Annotated in this window: 16 protein-coding genes; 7 read left to right on the top strand and 9 right to left on the bottom strand. The window is 68.8% G+C overall.

Annotated elements, in window-relative coordinates; all coding sequences use genetic code 11:
• Positions 1 to 116: 116 nt before the first annotated feature.
• Complete coding sequence (locus tag ON40_RS33300) at positions 117 to 1,295, top strand: glycosyltransferase family 4 protein (RefSeq protein ID WP_040829329.1); 1,179 nt, start codon at positions 117 to 119, stop codon at positions 1,293 to 1,295.
• Here ON40_RS33300 and ON40_RS54930 read toward each other — a convergent pair.
• Positions 1,255 to 3,393 (bottom strand): hypothetical protein, encoded by a 2,139-nt coding sequence (locus ON40_RS54930; protein ID WP_505789487.1) that lies wholly within the window; start codon positions 3,391 to 3,393, stop codon positions 1,255 to 1,257. The two genes, ON40_RS33300 and ON40_RS54930, sit on opposite strands and share 41 nt — an antisense overlap.
• Before the next feature lie 309 nt (positions 3,394 to 3,702).
• Between ON40_RS54930 and ON40_RS33290 the strand changes: the two genes are divergently transcribed.
• The gene (locus tag ON40_RS33290) at positions 3,703 to 5,094 is read left to right on the top strand and encodes a polysaccharide biosynthesis protein (RefSeq protein WP_040829104.1); all 1,392 of its coding nucleotides are present in this window, start codon (positions 3,703 to 3,705) and stop codon (positions 5,092 to 5,094) included.
• A 92-nt stretch (positions 5,095 to 5,186) separates the two neighbouring features.
• Here ON40_RS33290 and pgfA read toward each other — a convergent pair whose 3' ends face one another.
• A complete protein-coding gene (gene pgfA, locus ON40_RS33285) occupies positions 5,187 to 6,341 on the bottom strand; it encodes a cell envelope lipid trafficking protein PgfA (RefSeq protein WP_040829103.1) in 1,155 nt (384 codons plus the stop codon).
• Between the two features lie 165 nt (positions 6,342 to 6,506).
• On the opposite strand from pgfA, the gene ON40_RS33280 reads away from it, so the two are divergent.
• Complete coding sequence (locus tag ON40_RS33280) at positions 6,507 to 7,658, top strand: acyltransferase family protein (protein WP_040829101.1); 1,152 nt, start codon at positions 6,507 to 6,509, stop codon at positions 7,656 to 7,658.
• Here ON40_RS33280 and ON40_RS33275 read toward each other — a convergent pair.
• The 4 genes from ON40_RS33275 to ON40_RS33265 form a co-directional block, all read right to left on the bottom strand.
• Positions 7,655 to 12,055 carry an alpha-(1->3)-arabinofuranosyltransferase gene (locus tag ON40_RS33275; RefSeq protein WP_245568091.1) on the bottom strand — a complete coding sequence of 1,467 codons (4,401 nt, stop codon included), beginning with the start codon at positions 12,053 to 12,055 and terminating at the stop codon, positions 7,655 to 7,657. The two genes, ON40_RS33280 and ON40_RS33275, sit on opposite strands and share 4 nt — an antisense overlap.
• On the bottom strand, positions 12,036 to 12,206 hold the full coding sequence (locus ON40_RS50325; RefSeq protein ID WP_083896113.1) for a DUF2613 domain-containing protein: 171 nt from the start codon (positions 12,204 to 12,206) through the stop codon (positions 12,036 to 12,038). Before ON40_RS50325 ends, ON40_RS33275 begins: the two co-directional genes overlap by 20 nt.
• A 91-nt stretch (positions 12,207 to 12,297) precedes the next feature.
• Complete coding sequence (locus tag ON40_RS33270; protein ID WP_040829100.1) at positions 12,298 to 13,380, bottom strand: isochorismate synthase; 1,083 nt, start codon at positions 13,378 to 13,380, stop codon at positions 12,298 to 12,300.
• 97 nt (positions 13,381 to 13,477) lie between these two features.
• Complete coding sequence (locus ON40_RS33265) at positions 13,478 to 13,960, bottom strand: universal stress protein (RefSeq protein WP_040829099.1); 483 nt, start codon at positions 13,958 to 13,960, stop codon at positions 13,478 to 13,480.
• A gap of 430 nt (positions 13,961 to 14,390) precedes the next feature.
• Here ON40_RS33265 and ON40_RS33260 point away from each other — a divergent pair, with 430 nt between their 5' ends.
• A complete protein-coding gene (locus ON40_RS33260; protein ID WP_040829098.1) occupies positions 14,391 to 14,759 on the top strand; it encodes a hypothetical protein in 369 nt (122 codons plus the stop codon).
• 8 nt (positions 14,760 to 14,767) lie between these two features.
• Entirely contained in the window at positions 14,768 to 16,129 is a 1,362-nt protein-coding gene (locus ON40_RS33255; protein ID WP_218008900.1) for an ADP-ribosylglycohydrolase family protein, read from the top strand.
• A gap of 24 nt (positions 16,130 to 16,153) precedes the next feature.
• Here ON40_RS33255 and ON40_RS33250 read toward each other — a convergent pair whose 3' ends face one another.
• Positions 16,154 to 16,675, bottom strand: a complete 522-nt coding sequence (locus tag ON40_RS33250; protein WP_040829323.1) for a GNAT family N-acetyltransferase — start codon at positions 16,673 to 16,675, stop codon at positions 16,154 to 16,156.
• A 24-nt stretch (positions 16,676 to 16,699) separates the two neighbouring features.
• Positions 16,700 to 18,016 (bottom strand): acetyl-CoA C-acetyltransferase, encoded by a 1,317-nt coding sequence (locus tag ON40_RS33245; RefSeq protein ID WP_040829095.1) that lies wholly within the window; start codon positions 18,014 to 18,016, stop codon positions 16,700 to 16,702.
• Positions 18,017 to 18,258: 242 nt separating this feature from the next.
• Between ON40_RS33245 and ON40_RS33240 the strand changes: the two genes are divergently transcribed.
• Together ON40_RS33240 and ON40_RS33235 are read left to right on the top strand one after the other, a co-directional pair.
• Complete coding sequence (locus ON40_RS33240; protein ID WP_051193976.1) at positions 18,259 to 19,653, top strand: 3-oxoacyl-ACP reductase; 1,395 nt, start codon at positions 18,259 to 18,261, stop codon at positions 19,651 to 19,653.
• A 9-nt stretch (positions 19,654 to 19,662) separates the two neighbouring features.
• The gene (locus ON40_RS33235; RefSeq protein ID WP_373282010.1) at positions 19,663 to 20,532 is read left to right on the top strand and encodes a MaoC family dehydratase; all 870 of its coding nucleotides are present in this window, start codon (positions 19,663 to 19,665) and stop codon (positions 20,530 to 20,532) included.
• A 103-nt stretch (positions 20,533 to 20,635) separates the two neighbouring features.
• Here ON40_RS33235 and ON40_RS33230 read toward each other — a convergent pair whose 3' ends face one another.
• Positions 20,636 to 21,508 (bottom strand): glycosyltransferase family protein, encoded by an 873-nt coding sequence (locus tag ON40_RS33230; protein ID WP_051193909.1) that lies wholly within the window; start codon positions 21,506 to 21,508, stop codon positions 20,636 to 20,638.
• Between the last annotated feature and the right edge of the window lie 36 nt (positions 21,509 to 21,544).

Genomic DNA, 21,544 nt, shown 5'->3' with positions numbered 1-21,544 from the left:
GGATCCGGCCGCTAGGGTGGAGCGGATTGTCACCTCATCCGTCCGAGAACCACCTGGAGTGCGCAGTGCTCGACCCCGGACCGCGCGGGCCGTCCGCGGCGACTCGAGTCGCCGAAGTGCGCGAAGTGTTGCTGCTGTGCTGGCGGGACACCGGTCATCCGCAAGGGGGCGGCAGCGAACGGTATCTCGAGCAGGTGGGTGCGCAACTCGCCGCGCGCGGAGTGAAGGTGACGCTGCGTACCGCGCGGTATCGCGGCGCGGCGCGGCGGGAGCGGGTCGACGGGATCGAGATCAGCCGGGCCGGTGGGCGTTTCACGGTGTATCCGCGGGCGCTGGCGGCGATGCTGCTCGGGCGTATCGGCCTGGGACCGTTGCGTGACGTGCGGCCGGATGCGGTGATCGACACGCAGAACGGCATTCCGTTCTTCGCCCGTGCGGTGACGCGCGCGCCCGCGGTGGTGCTGGTGCATCACGGACACCGGGAGCAGTGGCCGGTCGCCGGGCACTGGGTGGGCCGGGTCGGCTGGTGGATCGAGTCGCGGCTGTCGCCGTGGGCGCACCGCCGCAACCAGTATCTGACCGTCTCGCTGCCCTCGGCGGAGGAACTCGCCTCGCTCGGGGTGGGCCGATCGCGAATCGCGGTGGTGCGCAACGGCGCCGAACCCGTCCCGGCGCAGGCGCCGACCGGTGCGGCGCAGACCCGGACGCCGCATCCGAGCATCGTGGTGCTCTCCCGGCTGGTGCCGCACAAGCAGATCGAGGACGCGCTCGCCGTGGTGGCCGCCCTGCGGGGTCGGTACCCGGGGCTGCACCTGGACGTCATCGGTGACGGCTGGTGGGCGGAGAACCTGAAGATTCGTGCCCACCAACTGCACATCGCCGGGTCGGTGACCTTCCACGGCCACGTCGACGAGGCTCGCAAACACGAATTGCTCTCGCGCGCATGGGTGCACGTGCTGCCCTCGCGCAAGGAGGGCTGGGGGCTGGCGGTGATCGAGGCCGCGCAGCACGGTGTGGCCACGGTCGGGTACCGCAGTTCGCGCGGGCTCACCGATTCGGTCGTTGACGGGGTGACCGGGCTGCTGGTGGACGATCCGGAGCAGTTGAGCGAGGCCGTCGGTGAACTGCTCGCCACCGCCGAGACGCGAACGGTCATGGGGGAGAAGGCTCGTGCTCGTGCGCGCGAGTTCTCCTGGGAGTTGACCGCGAACGGCGTCCACGAGGTGTTGTCGGCCGCCGCTCGCGGGGAGTACGTCAGCGGTCTGGTCGCTCCGCGCGTCCGGTACGCCGAATAGGCCATCGGCCGCACGCCGCGGCCGCTACGCCGGTCAGGAGTAGCAGCGCCCAGGCCAGATGTGCGATGGTCGCGATGGATCGGTGCAGGCCATGGGATTTCGCCGACATGTCGCGCGGATTCGGCACTCGGTACAGGCTCAGATCGTGGTCGGTGTACACGGCGGTCGATCGGTCCAGGGTCGCTCGCGAATCACCGAGCGGACCGGGTGAGGTGTGCTCCACCAGGACCCAGCCGACTCCGTGCGCCGCGAGTTCGTCGGGCGTCGCACCGCTCAGCAGCAACTTCTCGACGATCCGGGCCCGTGAACCCTCCCCGGTGACGGTGCCGCCTCGCACCGGCAGCTCCCCGGTCTGTAGTACGTCGCGCGGCAGCATCCGTGGTGCCGGGTCGAGTACGGGAACTCTTCCGCTGTAGGGGAATTCGCGAAACATCCCACCGGGCAGCACCGCGACGTCGCCGGGGCCGTCCATCCGCTCGGCAACCTGCTGCCACCCCGCCGGGTACCGGACCGCCCGCATCGCGCCACCCACGCCCCACGCCAGATCCGGCAGGACCACGATCAACAGCACGATGAATACCGCTGCAACCAAACCTGTTCCGCTGCTGTCATCTGCGCGTGCAGGTTCGGCGGCCGCATCCTCCCGCGCTGCTTCACTGTCTCGCGCTGCTTCGCCCTGTGGCGCGGTGTCGCCCCCTGATGCAGCATCGGGATGTGCTGCGGGGCTGTGGTGTTCGGTGATGTCTGTATTGCGTTCCAGGGTGCCGTCGGAGGGATTCACCGGCGAGGGATGTTCCGGGACGTTCGGTTCCCGCAGTGCCGACCCAACCCTGGCGGCGATCGCGCCGCAGCCCGCGGCGGCGCACAGGGCGAACGCGGGCATGGCGAGCGCGACGTATTTCTGTGTGTCGCGGAACAATCCGGCACCGGGGATCCGGGTGACGAGGAACTGGCCGACGTGCAATCCCCAGCCGGTCGCACCGAGCGCCGGGAGCGCGATCACTACCGCCGCGAGGATCAGCAGCGCTCGCCGGATATAGCGGGTGGCCGCATCACCCGGCGCTGCGACGCGCCGGATTCCGCCGGCCACGACGAGGAGCAGCACCACCGTCCCCACCAGTGCGAACAACGTTGTGCGTGAACCGGGTACGGCCTGCGCGTTCCAGATTCCGCCGAGTCCGGCCAGGCTGCCGATCGTGCCGAGCCCGGGTTCGGCACGCGCCGCGAAAGCGGTGATCCCCGCCGGATCCGAAGGCTCGGCCCCCGTCCCCGACAACGCGACCGCCACCAGCCACGGCGCCGAGGCGACACACCACAACCCCAGCGCCCCAACCAGATTCCGCCGACCGATCACCACGAAGGCCACACAACCCGCCAGCAGCGCTCCGGTCGGCGTCAATCCCGCCGCAGCCAGACAACTCCCCAACACCGCCCACGCCCGAAACCCCTGGCCGCGCACATTCACCCGGCCGCGGGTACCCGCCCCGATGCGCGCGTTCCTCCGGCTGCGTGCGCCCGCTCGGATATGCCTGCCCGCCTGGTCGTGGTCGTTCACCTGGTCGTGGTTGTTCGCCTCGCCGTGCACGTCCGCAGCATCACGCCTGAGGTTCTGGTCCGGTTGCGCTGCGACGGTGAGTTTTTCCTGCGCATGCCGCCGGATTCCGTACGCCGCCAGTACGGTCCACGGCAGGGCGGCGTAACCGGCCAGCAGGCTCCAATGCCCTTGGAGCAGCCGTTCGGCCACATAGGGGTTCCAGACGGCGATGGTGGCGGCCACCAGCTGCGGTCCGACCGGGACGTCGAGCAGTCGCCGGGCCAGCGCGGCCGCACCCCATCCGGCGGCCCACAGTGCGGCGACCAGGATCGCCTTCACCACGATCCCGCCGTCCACGACCGACGACACCGTCGCGAGCAGCCAGTCCTGCGGCACGGCCCGCGGCGCGGCATCGCCCAGCCCCAGCGCCGAATCGGTCGGATAGGACCGCGGCGTACTCACCCCGTCCCGCAACAGCAGATACCCCGGCCCGAGCAGCGGCCCCACCACCACCAACGCCAACACCAGGCTGTACCCGGCAGGCCAGATCCGGTCCCACCGCACCCCGCGCCCGCGCCCAGTCACGCTCAGCCACCCTACGTCCCCACCCCGCACCCGCCGCCCCCACCCACACCTGTCCGCCCGACCTCACCGACCCGCCTGTTCGTCCGGTCTGCCTTCGGTCCGGTCTGCCGCTGTCGTGTGGCACATCTGCTGTGTGGCGTGCCTGTCGCCCGGTCTGCACCTGTGCGGCGCTCGTCGGCTGATTTCGGGGTGCGGGTGTCGGCTTGGTGCTGGGCTCGCGTGTGCGATCCGGCGATGCGGCGCGGGCCGCGTCGGCGCGGGGAGGGTGGGAGGTGGCAGCATGGCGGGATGTCCCGTGTCCGTCGTCTGCCCGCTGTCGCGGATCTGACGCTGGTGACTGCTGGGGCGATGACGGCGAATGTGGCCGGATATCTGCTGCAGTTGCTGGCCGGGCGGTGGCTGGGGGTGGCCGGATACGGCGAGTTCGCGAGTCTGCTGGCGGTGCAGCTGCTGTGTGCGGTTCCGGCATTGGCGCTGCAGAACGTCGTGGCGCGTGAGCTGGTGCGCGGTGCGCGAGTGGCGACGGTGCGGGCGCTGGGGTGGTGGTGTGCGGCGGTCGTCGCCGTCGTCGCGGCGGTGCTGGTGCCGGTGGTGAGTGCGGTGCTGCACGTCGGCGCGGTCGCGGCCGCCGGTGCGTTGCTCGCCGCACCCGCGCAGGTGCTGCTGTCGGGTGAGCAGGGAATTCTGCAGGGCGGCCGACGTTTTCGCGCCTTGGCGACGGTCCTCGGCGGTGCCGGCATCGCGCGGGTCGCCCCGGCTCTGGTCGTGCTCGCGGCGGGGGCGGGCGCTACCGCCGCGCTGTGGGCCGCGGCCCTGGGCCTGTTCGTCGCGGCCCTGGGCGCTCGCTGGGCCGCTGTTCCGGTGGTGAGCACCCTCGACCCGGACCCCGGCGGTATCGAGGTCGGCTCCGATACTTCCGACGGGAGTGCGGCCGGCCCCGATCCGAGTTCCGCCGACTCCCGCCATCGTGATCGCGCATACGCGGGACGCGGAAGCAATCTGCGGGAAGCGACGACGGCCGGTCCATACGCGGCCGCCGCGACGGACTCCCGGGACACGTTGCGGATCCGCGCGGGCGGTATGGCGGTGTTGCGGGCCGTGCAGGTGCAGGCGGCGTTGATGGCGATGTCCTCGGCGGATCTGATCGTGGCGCGGATCGTGCTGGAGCGGGACGACGCCGGACGGTATGCGCTGGGTGCGATCGCCACGAAGATCGCGTTCTGGCTGCCGCAGGCGGTCGGTGTGGTGCTGTATCCGCGGATGGCGCAGCCGCAGTATTCGGCCCGCGCGATCCGTGCCGCGCTGGGCGTGCTGCTGGGTGTCGGCGTCGCGGCGGTGGCGGGTGCGACGGTTCTCGCACCACTGGCTCCGTTGCTCGCCGGAGGTGACTATGCCCCGATCGAGGGCTGGCTCTGGTTGTTCGCCCTCGACGGCGCGTTGCTGGCCCTGCTGCAGGGTGCGCTGCTGTCGGCGATCGCGCTGGATCGCACCGCCCCGGCCGCGATCACCTGGATCGGACTGGCCGTCGAGGTGGGTGCGATCGCGCTGTTCGCCCACACGCTGCCCGCGCTGATCGGCATCTCGACGCTCGTCGTCGGAGTCGTCGCGGTACTGATGATCATCGTGGTGCTACGTGCGGCCGTCCGCGATCACGATGTGCCGGTTCACCATTCGGCCTGATCGCTGCACGGCACGTGCCACGCAACGAAAAAGCCGGTGGCTCCCCGCTTCACGGGGAGCCACCGGCGAATCGTATTGCCCTATCGGGTCATTCAGGTGTTCCGCGGCAGTTTGATCTGCGTCGTCGGCTGATCGTTGACATTGAACCCGGACCCCGGACGCGGATCGGCGCTCTCACCGCCCTTGGGGTTCTTCGGCCGAACCAGACGTCCCGGCTTCTCGCTGCCGTTGCCGCGAAGGCCGAACACCAGGCCGACGATCAGCAGGATCACGCCCACGGCGCCCAGGATGATCGGCAGCGTCCGCCCGTACAGGGAGAGCTTGTCCATATTGTCCTTGGCGATCGCGATCTGCGAGTTCACCGTGTTGTCGTCGAACACCAGCGTCGACTGCAGCGCGGTGACGTCCGGCTTGGCGCCGTTGCGCGCGTAGTACATGTGGATCTGCTCGGAACCCTTGATGATGGTGCCGGTCTGGGGCTCGACCCACAGGTCGCGGGTGTTGGTGTAGAAGCGATCCATCGTGACGGGGGTGTCACCGCCGGGGATGCCCCACTTGGAGGCGGGCAGGCTCACCTGGTTGCTGGTGGTGGCGACCACCTTCGACAGATCGGTAGCCGGGATCTTCTGCTGGAAGTGGTAGACCTTCAGGTCGTTGATCTCGGTCTGGTCGACGAAGTCGATGTCGAACGACTTGCGCGCGTTGATGTCGAAGTACGGGTACGTCTTCTTGTCGGTGCCGATCGGGAACCGGTACTGCAGGCCGTCGTGCTGGACCGGGTCGGCGATGCTGTTGCCGTTGCTGTCGGTGTTCACCGCGATCGAGCCGTTCGGGTCGTCGTCGACCGGCATACCGGTCTTGCGGTTGATGGTGACCCGGTCGATGACCGCCGACAGCAGACCGGTGTCACCCTGGGCGTCGATGTTGCGCAGGGTCTGACCGGCCTGGATCGTCATCTGAGTTTTGTCCGAGGGATCCTCGACGGTCAGATACCGCTGCGAGATCAGCCGTACGTTGGAGTTGACCTTCGCCGCACCGGTGCCCGAGGTGAGCGACTTGATATCGAGGACCTTGCTGGGCGCATTCGCGTCATTCGGTGCGATCGTGGTGATTTCCAGGTCGAGGGGAGTCTTGGCCAGCTGACCGAGGGTATATGTTGGGATCAGTACCGCCGCGACGATCAGCAGCGCGCCCAGACCCACGAGCACGCAGGCCACCGTCCTTCTGGTACCGGCACTGAGTGCCATGCAAACTCTCCTCGTCGTCGTACCAAGCAGTTCCGAGTAACGCTGTGGTCACGGCGTAGCACTCGTGAGCCCCGACACTAACAGTCCGCACCCCTCGAGCGCCGATCCGAGCCCGGAAACATCCCGAATCCCGGTGCGGATACCCACGCGGCAGACTGGAACCCGATGACCACGACCACTACCATGCCCGTCACCTCGGCCGAGCCCCGGCCCGCGGCGGCGCGCGGTTTCGTGCCCGCGCTCGAGGGCATGCGCGGGCTGGCCGCGCTGGGCGTGGTGCTGACCCATGTCGCGTTTCAGACCGGCGCCTCCGGAATTCCGCTGCTGGGCCGTGTGTTCGAGCGATTCGACATGGCGGTTGCGGTGTTCTTCGGGCTGTCCGGATTTCTGCTGTGGCGACCGCATGCCGCCGCGGCCCGCAGCCTGGGGACCGCGCCGTCCGCGGGACGTTATCTCCTGCATCGGGCCGCGCGCATCCTGCCCGCCTATTGGGTGGTGGTGTGCGCGGTGTTGATTCTGCTGCCGACGGCGGCGGATTCGGCCGGGCGTCGGGTGTGGGTGGCGAATCTGGCGTTGATCCAGGTCTTCGTGCCGTTGACGCTGACCGACGGGCTGACCCAGATGTGGAGTCTGTCCGTGGAGATGGCCTTCTATCTGGTGCTGCCGCTGCTGGCCTTCGCGGTGGTGTGGTTGCGCGGGCGGTCCGCGCGGTGGCGTGCGCCGATCGTGCTGGCGCTGGGTCTGATCAGCCTGGGCTGGAATCTGCTGCCCGTGCCCACACCCAACGCGATCCACGCCGACAACTGGCTGCCCGGCTATCTGCCCTGGTTCGCGGCCGGAATGCTGCTGGCCGAACTGGTCGAGACGCCCGTCGCGGATCCGTCGCGATGGCGTCGGATCGCCGCGAACCGCTGGGTCATGTGGTCGCTGGCGTTGATCGCCCTGCTGGCCTCCTCGACCGATCTGGCCGGACCGGCCGGGCTGGCGCGCGGCGCATCGTGGCAGTACGTGGTGAAGATGGCGCTGGGCGCGCTGATCGGGTTCGGCCTGCTCGCGCCGCTGATCCTGGGCCGGCACCGGCATCGGTGGCTGGAGAGCCGGCTGGCCGCGGTGATCGGGCGCTGGTCCTACGGCATCTTCATCTGGCATCTGGTGGTGCTGAGCGTGGTGTTCCAGATATTCGGCATCATTCCGTTCCACGGGATGTTCCCGCAGGTGCTGGTGCTGACCGTGCTGTTCACCCTGCCGCTGTCCGCGGCCGGTTACGCGCTGATCGAGGAGCCGGTACGGCGCTGGGTCCGCCGCCGCGTCGGCTAGCCCTTCCGCCGGACCGCGACCGCCGCGACGCCCAGTGCGACGACCGCCGCCAGCGCCGGGAACTGCACCCACAGCGATCCGCCCATATATCCGTCCGGTGACCGCCACGGCCCGGTGGACAGCGCCGCCGCCGAGATCATCGTGCCGATTCCGGCGACCGCCACGAGCACTCGCGCCGTGATCCGCGGGTACCACCACTGCGCGATGAAACCGATTGCGGCCAGCACGATCGCGACCGGCCCGGAGATCAGGAACACCGCCAGCGTCAGCCCGAGCACGGCCGGTATCCGCAGATTCCAGGTGCGGGGGGCTGAATCATTGCGCGCCGGGGCATCCTCGGCCGACGTTCCGTGGGGGGGTTCGTCCGGCGATACGTGCTCGGGGACGGGTGTGCGAGCGGGCTTCCACCAGCGGCGGGGTCGAGGGAGAGCGAGGGCTATGAGAGGGAGCAGTAGCAGTAGGCCGCCGAAGATGGCGAGGCGGTACCAGCGGTCGATGGGGAAGTCGATGGTGACCGGGCCTCGGGCGGTGGCGGGCAGCAGCCAGGCCTGCTGCCAGCCGTCGACGACGACGGGGGTGAGTTCGTGGCCGTCGGCGGTGCGGGCGCGCCAGCCGACATTGGTGCTCAGCGGGAGGACCAGTAGCCGGGTGCCGGGCGGAGCCGCGATCGGGCGAGGGGTGAGATCGGCTCGGGGCAAACGCAATTCGTCGACGGAGAACAGGTCGGTGGGTGCGACGGTGAGGTCGACGTTTCCGGTCGGCAGTGCGACCGAGCCGGATCCGTTGGCCGGGTGATCGTTGGCGGGTGCGGTCTTTCCGGTCGCGGTCACGGTGTCGATATCGCAGACCTTCGCGGGAACCGGTGCGCTGGTGAGCAATTGGTGTGCGGTCGCGGTGATCGTGGTGTGCACGAGATGTCCCGCCACCGCGACGGTGGGACCGTGCGCGCAGTCGACGGTGACCGGGCGGTCGCCGCGTGCGGGCGGCGGATAGTCCGGCCCCAGGACGTTCACCTCGGCGATTCCCGGCGGCTGCTGCTGATCGAAACCCAGTGCGGTGCGGTCCAGTACGGCATTCCAGGTGGCGATGCTCAGTTCGATCCGGTCGGTGACGTGGGGGTGCAGCGGGATCCGGATCGGCCGACCCGCCGGTGCGTCGGGGTCGAGCTTGCGGGTCTGCGGTCCGTCGCCGAGATCGACCGCGACCGAGGTGGGGCGGGCGGGCAGCGCGCCGCGCGGCGGGGTGATCTCGAGTCCGTCCACCAGGGTCGGCGCGGGCAGTTCCAGGGTCAGGGTCGGCTTGGGGCCCGCGGGATCTCGCACCGTGTCCTGCGGGGCGATCCAGCTGGTACTCGGATCGCCGTCCGTGGCCGCGAAGGCCGAGCCGCGCAGGTCGCCGACGTCGGCCTTACCGCGCGCGATGGGTCGATCGTGATCGGTCAGCAGTGCTTCCAGCGCCGGGCCCTGCCGGGCGCGCACCATCAGTTGCGGGGTGACGTCCATCGGCGACGGGACGTTCAGCGTGCGTTCGAAGGCGCCCGGTTCCTCCGGCGGCAGCGCGAGTCCGTTACTGCATCGGACCCGATCGGGCCCGTCGAAACAGCCACTGCGCCCGGGGAATTCCTGCCCCAGACTCCAGCCCTGCACCTGTGTTCCGGCCGGGACCGGGGGCAGGACGGTGCGATGGCGGATCGCGACGGGCACGGGTGCGTTCCGGTTCGAATAGTCCTGCGCGGAGACCTCGGAGATGCCGAATTGCCCGCCGAGACTTCCGGTCTCGGTTTCGATCGCGGTGATCTTCACCCATCCGGTCAGGCCCGGTGGTAGTGAAACGGACACGGGCTCACCGGGTTTGCTGACACGTGCCGCCGTCGTACCGTGTGCGGTGCGCACCTCGATCAGGCCCACCGGATCGCCCAGTGCGGCCGCGCTCGTGGTCACCTGCAGCACCCCCGCCTTGATCGGGTGATCCAGATCCAGTCGAAGCCATTGGCCCACAGCGTGTTCGGCGCTGTTGCTCAGCCAGGCGGTGGACGGATCGCCGTCCACGGCCGCGGCGGTGGAACTGCCCGGTGCTGTCCCGCCCAGCTGGGTCGCGTCGGCCGCCGAACTCGAGGCGGTGATCGTCGCCCCCGACCACTGCCCCTGGACGCGCGGCGTTCCCGGAACGGCGTAATCGGGCACCAGATTTCGGGTCCGCCGGGCATCGGTCGGTGCGCGCAGCGCCGAATTGTGATTGTCGACGCGGCCGAAATCGGTCTCGCGGTCCATCGGAGTGTCGGTGAGAGTCGTTGTGCTGCCGGACAACCCGGCTCGCGCCGCATCGGTGGACAGCAGCACCGGCCCGTTCGGCGCGGCGGCATCGCGCCGCAACCGTTCGAGCACCTCGGGCCCGCCCTGCACCACCGGCACCGAGTTCAGCGGCACCGTATAGGCGCCCGGGAACGACTCGGGCGCACCCCGTCCGCTGTGGATATCGGCCTGCTCACCCGGATGCGGCGCGCTCACCCGATATATCTGGATGGCCGGATAGGACGGCCGCAGATCCCCGTCGGAGACCAGTCCCTTGCCGTGCGAGGCGACGATCTCGTCCCCGAATTCGGCCACCTTCGTCAATCCGGGCGAGCCTTCGATGGCCTCGTGCACCAGCAGTGGCCGGGTCGAACGCGAGGTGTCGGGGTCCAGATCGTTGCGCAGCACCAGAATTCCGATGCCCTGATCGATCAGCGTCGATGCCAGACCGGCCGAGGGGCGTCCGTCGGCGATCAGCCGCTGCACCGAATCCATGGCCCGGATCGTGCCGGGCGGGGTGAGCGGGATGGCGTCGCGCACCGCCCAGGGCGTTCTGGCCAGCGCCTGCAACGGTTCGTCGCGGGTCAGTCCCCAGATCTGACTGGCGAACGGCGCGCCCGGCACCACCAGGGCTCGGGTGTTCGCGGCATGGTCGGCCAGCCAGTCCGCGGTCTGGGTCCAATAGGCCGGAACCCGGTCGTACGCGCCGCGCGGGGCCAGTTTGCCGGTCCACGCCAGCGAGGTGGACAGTGTCAGCGCGCACAGGATCAGGGCCGCGACCGCCACCATCCTCTGCCGTTCAGGATGGGCGAAAGCGCTGCGCCACACCGGCATCGGCACGGATCCCGGCAGCGGCACGCGATGCAGCAGATGAGCCAGCCCGACGATGAGCGGAATCCGGATCAGCGGTTCGAGCTTGTGCACATTGCGCAGCGGCGCGCCGCCGGAGTCCAGGAACACGCGCACCGATTCGGCGAACGGCCCGCCCAGATCCCCGGCGTATCCGGCACAGATCCCGACCAACCCGAGCATCAGGATCAGCACGAACCGCCCGCGGTGCGGCATCGACCGCAACGCCAGCCCGGCCATCCCGGCCGCGGCGAGCAGTCCGGTCGCCAGTACCGCCCCGGGCTGGGTGACCAGCACCGCGCCCGCGATTCGTTCCGGCGAGACGAACGGGGTCCAACTGTCGGTCCCGCGCAACACCTCGCCCAGCGAGGCCCATTCGGTGGTGACCCCCGAGGATTCGATGTAGTCCAGGAACGGCGGACTCACCTTGCCGAGCATCAGCAGCGGCACCACCCACCACAGCGTCCCCAACGCCAGCAGCGGAATCCAGGCCCGCGTGAACCGCCACCACGCCCGATTCGGCTCGTACGCGGCCCACCAGATCAGTGCGGGCAGAAAGGCCGCCGCCGTCGCGACCGCGTTCACCGAACCCATCAGCGCCAGCGCCAGCGCACTGCCGGCCGGAGAAAGCGCGCCGTACCGGCGCCCTCGGCCCGATGCGGGCGTAGCGGTCTCCGCGTCGGTTTCGTGGTCGCCGCGACGTATCCCCTTGCGTACCTTGACAACACGCCCGAGTGCGGCGGGCGCGAGCAGAACCCAGGGGGCCAGCATCATCGGGAGCGTCTCCGACGAGATCGATCCCAGGGTGGTCAGCACCCGCGGCGACAGGGCGAAAGCCAGTGCCGCGACGATCCGGGATCCGCGGCTGCCGATGCCGAGCACCTCGCACAATCGCACGATGCCCCAGAACCCGGCGAGAATCAGCAGCGCCCACCAGATTCGCTGCGTCACCCAGGCGGGCAGGCCCAGCGTGTGGCCGAGGACGAAGAAACTGCCGTGCGGAAAGAAGTAGCCGTAGGCCTGATTCTGCACCTGCCCCATGGGAGCCTGACTGCTCCACAGATGCGCGGCACGCTGCAGGAAACCCAGCGGATTCTGGGCGAGATCGAATTTGGTGTCGGCGACGGTGAGGCCGGGAGCCTGCAGGAAGGTCAGCAGGAATGCGCCGACGACCGTGCCCAGAAACCAGCGCCGCCCCAGCGGCGCTATCGGATCGGACTCAGTGGTGGCCGGCGACTCAGCGGCTGCCGTACTCAACGTTGTTGAGCAACGATGACGACTGGTTGCCGCTACGGTCCACATCGGGCCGCGAATTCTGCGCCGCCGCAGCCGTGACCACGAACACCGCGACCGCGCCCAGCACGGCTCCGACGACAGCGCTCGCTACCCCGGGAACGGCAAACTTCATCGCGGTACTCCCATACATCGACCTGTGTGTATCCGGCACAACCTACCATTGACCCGAGTGAAGTAAATGCACTGTCGTGTGGTGCTGTCGATCAGACCGAGCAGTTGAGGCTGCCCAGGAAGGTTCTGAGCTTGGCGGTCGTCTCGTCGAGTTCGGCGCGGGGGTCCGAGGCCGCGACTATTCCGCCGCCGCCGAAGGCGCGCGCGGTGCGGCCGTCGGGGGAGAGTTCGGCGCAGCGGATCGCGACGACCCATTCGCCGTCGCCGCGGGCATCGCACCAGCCGACCGCGCCACCGTAGAAGCCGCGGTCCTCCTCGGTTGCGGTGATGGCGTCCAGGGCCAGGTCGGTGGGGGTGCCGCAGACCGCGGGGGTGGGGTGCAGGGCGCGGGCCAGATCGAAGGCGGTGGTGTGCGGGTCGCGGACCCGGCCGCTGATCGGTGTGGCCAGATGCCACACCTCGTGGGTGTTGGTCAGTTCGGGGCCGTCCGGGACGGTGAGTTCGCACAGCGGGGCGAGTTGCGCACGGATCCAGTCGATGACGAATGCGTGCTCGGCACGGTTCTTCGTACTGGCCAGCAGCTCTCGCGAGCGCTCGGCGTCCAGGTCCGGATCCCGATGACGCGCGATCGTCCCGGCCAGCGGGCGCAACGTCACCGTCTCGCCGTGCCGGGCGACCAGAACCTCCGGCGTCGCCCCGACCAGCGTGGCTCCCGGCCGTCCGGCGGGACTCAGATCGACCGCGAAGACGTTGGCCCGCGGATGTCTGCTCAGCAGCTGCCCGGCCACCACCTCCGGATCGAGCGGCTGGTCCGCCTGCACCAGCACCGAACGCGCCGCGACCACCTTGCGCAGCGGTTGCGAACGATCCGAGAGCTGTTCCACGATTTTCCTCACCCGCGCGATATGCTCTGCGGCACTGGGGATTTCGGTGATCAACCGAACCTCGGGCAGCGGCGGCAGCGCCGCCGGACGCCACGGACCCGCGGTGTGCCGCGCCCGCTCGGGCACGCACAGCGCCGCGGGGTTACGCGGATCGAACGGCAGCGCCCCGACGATCAGCTCGGCCGTCCCGCCCGCAAGCTCGGCCGCGGCGGATTCCGCGTCGTCGAATGCGCGCCGGACCCCCTCGGTCCGTACGACACCGCCGGGCTGAGCGAGCAGAAATCCGTCCATAATGCCTCGACGATAGTCCGCCTGGCCGTGCGCGGACCCCGGGTAGGGACACACCTCTCACTGTGATGCGCGGCAGCCCGACCCGGCGAGCGCGGGATCAGGGGCATTCGGCATGTCGGCCCGGCGGGACCAGCAGGATCGGCCGGTGGCAGTGCTTGAGCACGGCCTCGGCGACGCTCGAGTGCAGCAGCGCCCGGATACCCGTCGCGCCGCGGGTTCCGGCGACGATGATGTCCACGTTCAGGTCGTCGGCGACGTCGACGATGGCGTTCCAGATCGTCGAGGTGCATTCGGCGGTGCGCGGTTCGGCGTTGAGCCCGGCCAATTTGGCCAGCCGCACCCCTTCGGCATTGATCTGTCGCGCGTCGACGTAGGCGATGTCCTCGATCTCCTCGTCGGAGACCCATTCGGGCTGGACCACGCCGGACATTCCGGACAGTCGCGCGGCCTGGCGGACCATCGGCTCCCAGGCGGTGAGCACGACGGCTTTGGGTGCGGCCAGGAATCGCCCGGCGTATTCGACGGCTCGTTTGGCGTTCTCCGAGCCGTCGTAGGCGATGAGCATCAGATCGCAGGGCATGGGGGACCTCCTGGGTTCCGGCGCCTCGACTATGTCGTGAGGATACCCGTCCGAGTGGTCCGGAACAGGGATGTCAGGCCCTCTTGCCAGCGCGAATGCGCGCCGGGGCGGTGGCTGCGCTCCGCGCATCGGTGGCCGGTCGCCGTCGGTCGCGGTAGGGTCCCGTCCGGCGAGGAGCTCGATCCCCCGGACAACGCGAACGGTCGGTATGTCGACGACATGTGCTTTCGTTCTGCATAATTCGCTCACGGTTCACCGAAACTTGCGCCGAGACCACCGGTTCGGGGTTTCACTGGATACTCGGCGGCCGATCCCGTCGCCGGAGGGTGGACCATCGGAGCCGAGGTCGAATGTGCGATCGGAACAGCTTGCAACTCCACAAGATTGGGCCGAGGCGTACAGGTCGCAGTTCGGACTGCCGCGAGTGCATGTGACCGCACCGGGATTCGTGGTGCTCCCACTGGTCGACCAGATCGCGGCGGTGAACACGCCCGAGCAACTGGGGTCCTCGATACTCGACGAACTGACCGTTCGCGGAGTGCCCGGTCCGGTGCTGGTCCGGGAACGACCGGCGCGCCGCACTTTCCTCGCGGTGTTCGATGGGTATCCGAATCTCGAATGCACCGTCCAATTGGAGCGTCACGGCGTGGATATCGGTCCTGCTCGAAGCAATGTCATCCTGCCCACCGGATTCGGCAGGCGCACCCACGAGGGGCGCTGGTGGGCTCGTCCCCCGCAGCGTGCGGAATCACTACCGCTGTTGTCCGAGGTCGTCGAGGCGGTCATCACCATCCTGTGAATACTTCTGTGGACATCACCTCTGTGGACAGTGTGGAGCCGATCGAGTCCGCCTTCTTCGGCCATCCCGAGGGCGACCCGCGCGCACTGCTGTACTTCGAATGGCTGCAACGTCGCGAATCCGGTTATGCGGTAGATGTTTTCGCCGAGGAGGTGCGCGAGCTCACGCATACCCGGCTGCCCAATGCCGCGGCGTGCTGGCTGATGCTCGAGCGCATCGAGGCCGCGCCGCACGATCCGGGCTGGCCGTACGACGAGGCGGGCGGCTCGGCCCTGCCCGCCCCGCCGCCGCGGTCGCCGGTGCATCCGACCCACCTGTACGACCGCGTGCACGGCGGCTGGCTGGGTCGCTGCGTCGGCTGCACGCTGGGTAAACCGCTGAAGAACGGTTTCGCCTGGTCGCCGCAACATATTCGCGGCTATCTCGAGCGGGCCGGGGCCTATCCGCTGGCCGACTACATTCCGGTGCTCAGTCCGATGCCGGAGGGTTATCGGCTCGCGCCGGGCTGGCCGGAGTCGGTGCGCGGCCGGATCGAGGGCTGCCCGCGCGACGACGACCTGGACTATCCGGTGCTGAGCCTGCACATGCTCGAACAGCAGGGCATCGAGTTCACCGCCGCCGACGTGGCCGCCGAATGGCTGGCCCGAATGCCGTTCCTGCAGACCTACACCGCCGATCGGGTGGCCTACCGCAATCTGATCGACGGCCTGGAACCGCCCGCCACCGCGACCTATCGCAATCCGTATCGCGAGTGGATCGGCGCGATGGTCCGCGCCGACGTCTACGGTTACGTCTGTTCGGGTGATCCGGCCCGCGCCGCCGAACTCGCCGCGCGCGATGCCTCGGTCTCGCACACCGGCAACGGCGCCTGGGCGGCGATCTGGGTCGCCGCCCTGACCGCCGCGGCCTTCACCGCGGACAGCGCTATGGAAGCGATCCGCGTTGCGCAACAGACGATTCCGGAACATTCCCGGCTCGCCGTCGCACTCGCGCAGGTGATCGCCGATCATGAACGCGGCATCGGCTACGACCAGGCCGTCGCCACCGTGCACGTCCGGCACGGGCACTACAACTGGGTGCACGCGATCGGCAACGCCTGCCTCGTCGCGGTCGGATTGCTCTGGGGCGAAGGCGATTTCACCCGGACCGTCGGCCTCACCGTGCAGGCGGGCTGGGATACCGACTCCACCGCCGCGACCGCGGGCTCGGTCGCGGGAATCCTCCTGGGCGCCAACGCGATCCCGTCGCACTGGACCGACCCCCTGGCCGACCGGCTTCGTACGGCGGTCTCCGGCTACGACAACGTCCGCATCTCCGACCTCGCCCGCCGCACCTTCGATATCGCACGACGCCAGGTCGCGTCGGGGTGATGCCACGGTCGAGGGCGCGGCTCGTTACGCGCGCCCCCAGTCGGCCGGTGTCACGTAGTGGTGCCAGCTGTCGGTGTCCAGGTATTCGGCGCGGGACAGTCCGGCGCGTTCGGCGACGCGGTGGGAGGCGGCATTGGTGGGCTGGATGCGGGCGATCACGGGTAGCTCCGGCAGATGCGTGCGAGCGTAGGCGACCACTGCGGCAGCCGCCTCGGCGGCGAGGCCCTGGCCTCGGGTAGCGGGGTCCAGTCGGTAGAAGAGGTTGAGCGCGGGGCCCGCGGGCATCGTCATCGAGCGGATTCCACAGAACCCCAGGATGGTGTCGTCCGCGTGCGCGCGCACCGCCCAGTAGCCGTAGCCGTGCTGCCGCCAGTGCTCGTCCCATTCAGCGTAGAGACGTTGTGCCGCAGCAAGATTCGGAACAACCGTCACCCACGGCTCGGTGACGCCGCAGATCCGCAGGATGGCCTCGGCGTCGGCCGGGACCGGGCGGAGCAGGGCCAACCGGGTGGTCGGCACCTGCTCGCCCGTCGAGATGTCACTCACTCTTCGAGAGTGTATCGATCCGGCTCAGCGCTCCAGGATCGCGACCACGCCCTGACCGCCGGCGGCGCAGATGGAGATCAGGGTGCGCCCGGATCCCTTCTCCGCCAACTGCTTCGCGGCCTGCGCGATGATCCGGCCGCCGGTCGCGGCGAACGGGTGGCCCGCGGCGAGCGAGGATCCGTTGACGTTCAGCTTGGCCCGATCGATCGACCCCAGCGCACCGTCCAGGCCGAGGCGCTCCTTGCAGTACTGGTCGGACTCCCACGCCTGCAACGTCGCGAGCACCACGGAGGCGAACGCCTCGTGGATCTCGTAGAAGTCGAAATCCTGCAAGGTGAGTCCGTTGCGGGCCAGCAGCCGCGGCACCGCGTAGGTGGGGGCCATCAGCAGACCGTCGGGACCGTGGATGTAGTCCACCGCGGCGACCTCGCTGTCGACCAGGTGGGCCAGCGGCGCGAGGTTGCGCTCGGCCGCCCACTCGTCGCTGGACAGCAGCACCGCGGACGCGCCGTCGGTGAGCGGGGTGGAGTTGCCCGCCGTCATCGTCGCATCGCCCAGCTTGGTGCCGAAGACCGGCTTCAGCGTGGACAGCTTCTCGATGGTCGAACCCGGGCGCAGGTTGTCGTCGCGGGTCAGTCCGAGGAACGGCGTGACCAGGTCGTCGAAGAATCCGCGATCGTAGGCGGCGGCCATATTGCGGTGCGAGAGGTAGGCCAGCTCGTCCTGCGCCTCGCGGGAGATGCCGAACTCCTTGGCGGTGATCGCGGCGTGCTCGCCCATCGACATCCCGGTGCGCGGTTCGGCGTTGCGCGGGATCTCGATGCCGACCATGCTCGGCCGCAACCGGCCGACCAGCTTGACGTAGTCGGAGTTCTTCTTGGCGCGGTTGGCGTCGAGCATCCACTCGCGCATCGATTCGCTGACCCCGATGGGTGCGTCCGAGGTGGTGTCGGTACCGCCGCCGACGCCGGCGTCGATGCGGCCCAACGCGATGCCGTCGCCGACGGTGACGATCGACTGCAACCCGGTGCCGCAGGCCAGCTGCAGATCGTGCGCGGGGGTGTACGGCGACAGCTCACTGCCCAGCACGCTCTCGCGGATCATGCCGTGCTCGCCGACGCGCTTGAGCACCGCGCCGCCGACCACGAATCCGAGCCGCTCGCCCTGCAGGCCGAACCGGCTGACCAGCCCGTTCAGTGCGGCGGTGAACATGTCCTGGTTGGAGGCGTGCGCGTACTTGCCGTCGGAGCGGGCGAACGGGATCCGATTGCCGCCGAGGACGGCGACGGGGCGTGCCTGCTTGGTCGAGGTGGGCTTCGCCGAACGGGCTTTGGTTGTCACTCGAGTCTCCTTGGGGGACGGTGAGCCGGCGGAGCTTGCGGAGCCGGCGGGGTGGGTATACGCGTGTCTCGTCGGGTGTTGGGTCGTCGGGGGATTCCGGCGCTCCCGGCCTGCCGAAGTAGCGGCGCAGTCCGGTGTCCCTTCGCTATCGGTTTACATTAAACTTACTCTGGAGTAAGTTCATTGTCGATACGTAACCCGTGATGGATGCGACACGTCCGGGCAACCGGGCCGGCACGACGATGAGTCACCTACGACACAAGGAAAAGGTAGGAACAGTGGCAGCCAGCAAAAGCAAGGGCGCTCCCAACCTCTACGGATCGTTCGTCAACTCGGCCCCCGGCTCGTTCCTGGCCAGCAAGCTGGGGCTGCCCAAGCCGGAGAAACTGCGCCGCTACCGGAAGGGCGAGCCCGCGCTGTCGGGTCCGGTCCTGCTCGGCGGTAAGGGGCGGGTAGCCGATGCGGTGCGAAACCTGTTGTCGGACTACACCTTCGCCGACGAACCTGCCCAGGGCGTGAAATTCGGCGCACTGGTCTTCGACGCCACCGGCCTCGGTTCGATCGAGGATCTGGCGCAGCTGTACGCGTTCTATCAGCCGGCCATGCGCTCGATCGCGCCCAGCGGCCGCATCCTGGTCGTGGGCACCACCCCGGAGCTCACCGCGAGTGTCGAGGAGCAGATCGCGCAGCGCGCGCTGGAGGGTTTCACCCGCAGCGTCGGCAAGGAGCTGCTGCGCGGGGCCACCGCGAACCTGGTCTACCTGCATCCGGAGGCGGCCGCGGGCGCGACCGGCCTCGCGTCCACGCTGCGTTTCATCCTGTCCGGCAAATCGGCCTTCGTCGACGGCCAGGTGTTCCGGGTCGGCAAGGACGATTCGACCGCCCCGGCCGACTGGGACAAGCCGCTGGCCGGGAAGGTCGCCGTGGTCACCGGTGCGGCGCGCGGTATCGGCGCGACCATCGCCGAGGTGTTCGCTCGTGACGGCGCGACCGTGATCGCCGCGGACATCCCCGCCGCCGGTGACGCACTGTCCCAGACCGCGAACAAGGTAGGCGGCACCGCGCTCGCGGTGGACGTCACCGCCGCCGACGCCGCGGACAAGATCGCCGAATTCGCCACCCAGCGTTTCGGTGGTGTCGACATCATCGTGCACAACGCCGGTATCACCCGCGACAAACTGCTCGCCAATATGGACGACGCCCGGTGGAACGCCGTGCTCAACGTGAATCTCGCTGCACCGCACCGCATCACCGAGGCGCTGGTCGCCAAGGGCGTGCTGAAGCAGGGCGGTCGCGTGGTCGACGTGTCCTCCATCGCCGGTATCGCGGGCAACCGCGGTCAGACCAACTACGGCGCGTCCAAGGCCGGTGTGATCGGCATGGTCGACGCCGAGGCGCCGAAGCTGGCGGAGAAGGGCGTCACCATCAACGCCGTCGCTCCCGGTTTCATCGAGACCGCGATGACCGCCGCGATCCCGCTGGGCACCCGTGAAGCGGGCCGGCTGCTCAGCTCGCTCTCGCAGGGCGGGCAGACCGTCGACGTCGCGGAGACCATCGCCTATTTCGCCAGCCCGGCCTCGAACGCGGTGAACGGCAACGTCGTTCGCGTCTGCGGCCAGGGCCTGATCGGTGCCTGAGCGGAGCGCGTGATGACTCGGACCATCAAACTGAACGAGCCGCCCAAGACCGGCAGCCTGTATCTCAAGGCCGCGTTGGGAGCCGTTCCGCTGCCACTGGTTTCGGCGCGCAACTCGCAGATCCCGGACCGCGCGGTGGAATTGAACGGTGTGCGCGTCGATATCGACAATCTGGCCGCGTACTGTCATTCGACCGGGTTGCGGTTCGGCGATTCGCTACCGGTGACCTATCCGTTCGTGCTGGCCTTCCCGACCGTCATGCAGTTGCTGACCGCCCGGGATTTCCCGTTCACCGCGGTCGGTTCGGTGCATATGGAGAACGTGATCGAGCGGCGCCGGGAGATCTCGGCCAGTGAGCCGCTGGACATCCACACCCATGTGGAGAACCTGCGCGAACACCCGAAAGGTCTTGTGGTCGACGCGATCACGGAGATCAACGTCGGCCGGGAACTGGTGTGGCGGCAGACCTCGTCGTTCCTGCACCAGCAGAAGACCTCGCTGTCCGGTGGCCCCCGCCCCGAACCCAAGCCGGAAGAGGTTCCCCCGCCCCCGCTGCGCACCCTGAAGGCGGACCAGCCCATCATCCACCGCTACGCCGCGGCCTCGGGCGACCGCAACCCGATCCACATGTCCTCCTTGAGCGCCAAGGCATTCGGTTTCCCCCGTTCGATCGCGCACGGAATGTGGTCCGCCGCAGCCATTCTCGGCCTCGTCGAGGGCCGAATCCCCGCCGCGGCAACCTATTCGGTCCGCTTCGGCAAACCGATCCTGCTCCCGTCCACGATCAACGCCTACGCGGACCACACCGCTGAAGGCTGGGAGCTGTCCCTGAAACATCCCAAGAAGGGATACCCCTACCTCACGGGGACCCTGCACTGATCCGGCACCGCCGGACAGTCGGAGCCGCACGCTCTTTCCGCGAGCACTCATCGGATCGCATGGGGGATTCGATGGCCTCGGAAAGGCGTGCGGCTCTGGTTTTTCAGCCGGTGAATGCGGGTTCGGCCAGTGCGGCGCCGATGTACTTCCTGGCCGATCGTTTGCGCATGATTTCGCGACCCGCGGTGATTCTGGCTGCTCGCGCCCGGTGATCGGAAAGGTAGCGGATGCAGGTTTCGGCGATCCGGTCGTAATCGACGAATACGACGCCGTCGGCGAATTCTTCCTCCTCGTCGGCGTAATAGCACTTTTCCGATATGACGAATATTCCGTTGGCCAGTAGATAGGACACGCGGACGACCTCGAAGATCGTGGGGCCGTGCAGGTTCAGGACTATTTTCGCCCGTGCGTACAGGTCGTCGCGCTGCGCGCCCCAGACGCCCTCGCGGAGTTGTGCGTTGTAGCCCGCCCGCTGGAGCTGCTCGATCGGTGCGGCGCGCTCGGCGCTGTACGTGCCGATGAACAGGACGTCGATATCCTGTGTCAGGGCCGGTCGGATTCGGTCCAGTTCCGGCACGCCGCCGATCGGCACATGCTGGACGCGCGGCACACCGGCTGCTCGAAGGGCCGCGACGTTGTGCCGGTTGTAGTCCCATACGTGATAACGGCGGAACAATTCGAGCAATTCCTCGGAGTGCCAATCCGATTCCGGTGTGACAGCCTCCAGGTTGTAGAGGATCGTATCGTCCGGGATTTCGATTCCCCACCAGGACAACGTATTGCTGCCGAACAGGATATGCCTGCGGCCGGGGAGGTCCACGGCATCGGTCAGCACACTGCTGTGTCCCAGCCGCTGCAGAGCGATGTTCACCGTCTCGGCTACTTCGCGGAATGCCTCTCGCCAAACGTATGATTCCGGCGGTGCGATCGTGACTGCGAACCTCGTCTTATCGGCGTTGTCGAGCAGATCGGGCAATGCACACACCTCATGGCGGAATGGGGCTCGGACCGA

The organism is Nocardia jiangxiensis NBRC 101359 (assembly GCF_000308615.1).
In the GTDB taxonomy this organism is placed as follows: domain Bacteria; phylum Actinomycetota; class Actinomycetes; order Mycobacteriales; family Mycobacteriaceae; genus Nocardia; species Nocardia jiangxiensis.
This window is presented reverse-complemented; position numbering and strand designations above follow the sequence as displayed.

What these genes read in the sequence shown, in the direction of transcription:
- ON40_RS33290 (WP_040829104.1), top strand. Translation starts at nt 3,703, where the DNA reads ATGTCCCGTGTCCGTCGTCTGCCCGCTGTCGCGGATCTGACGCTGGTG.
- pgfA (WP_040829103.1), bottom strand. Translation starts at nt 6,341, where the DNA reads ATGGCACTCAGTGCCGGTACCAGAAGGACGGTGGCCTGCGTGCTCGTG.
- ON40_RS33280 (WP_040829101.1), top strand. Translation starts at nt 6,507, where the DNA reads ATGACCACGACCACTACCATGCCCGTCACCTCGGCCGAGCCCCGGCCC.
- ON40_RS50325 (WP_083896113.1), bottom strand. Translation starts at nt 12,206, where the DNA reads ATGAAGTTTGCCGTTCCCGGGGTAGCGAGCGCTGTCGTCGGAGCCGTG.
- ON40_RS33270 (WP_040829100.1), bottom strand. Translation starts at nt 13,380, where the DNA reads ATGGACGGATTTCTGCTCGCTCAGCCCGGCGGTGTCGTACGGACCGAG.
- ON40_RS33265 (WP_040829099.1), bottom strand. Translation starts at nt 13,960, where the DNA reads ATGCCCTGCGATCTGATGCTCATCGCCTACGACGGCTCGGAGAACGCC.
- ON40_RS33240 (WP_051193976.1), top strand. Translation starts at nt 18,259, where the DNA reads ATGAGTCACCTACGACACAAGGAAAAGGTAGGAACAGTGGCAGCCAGC.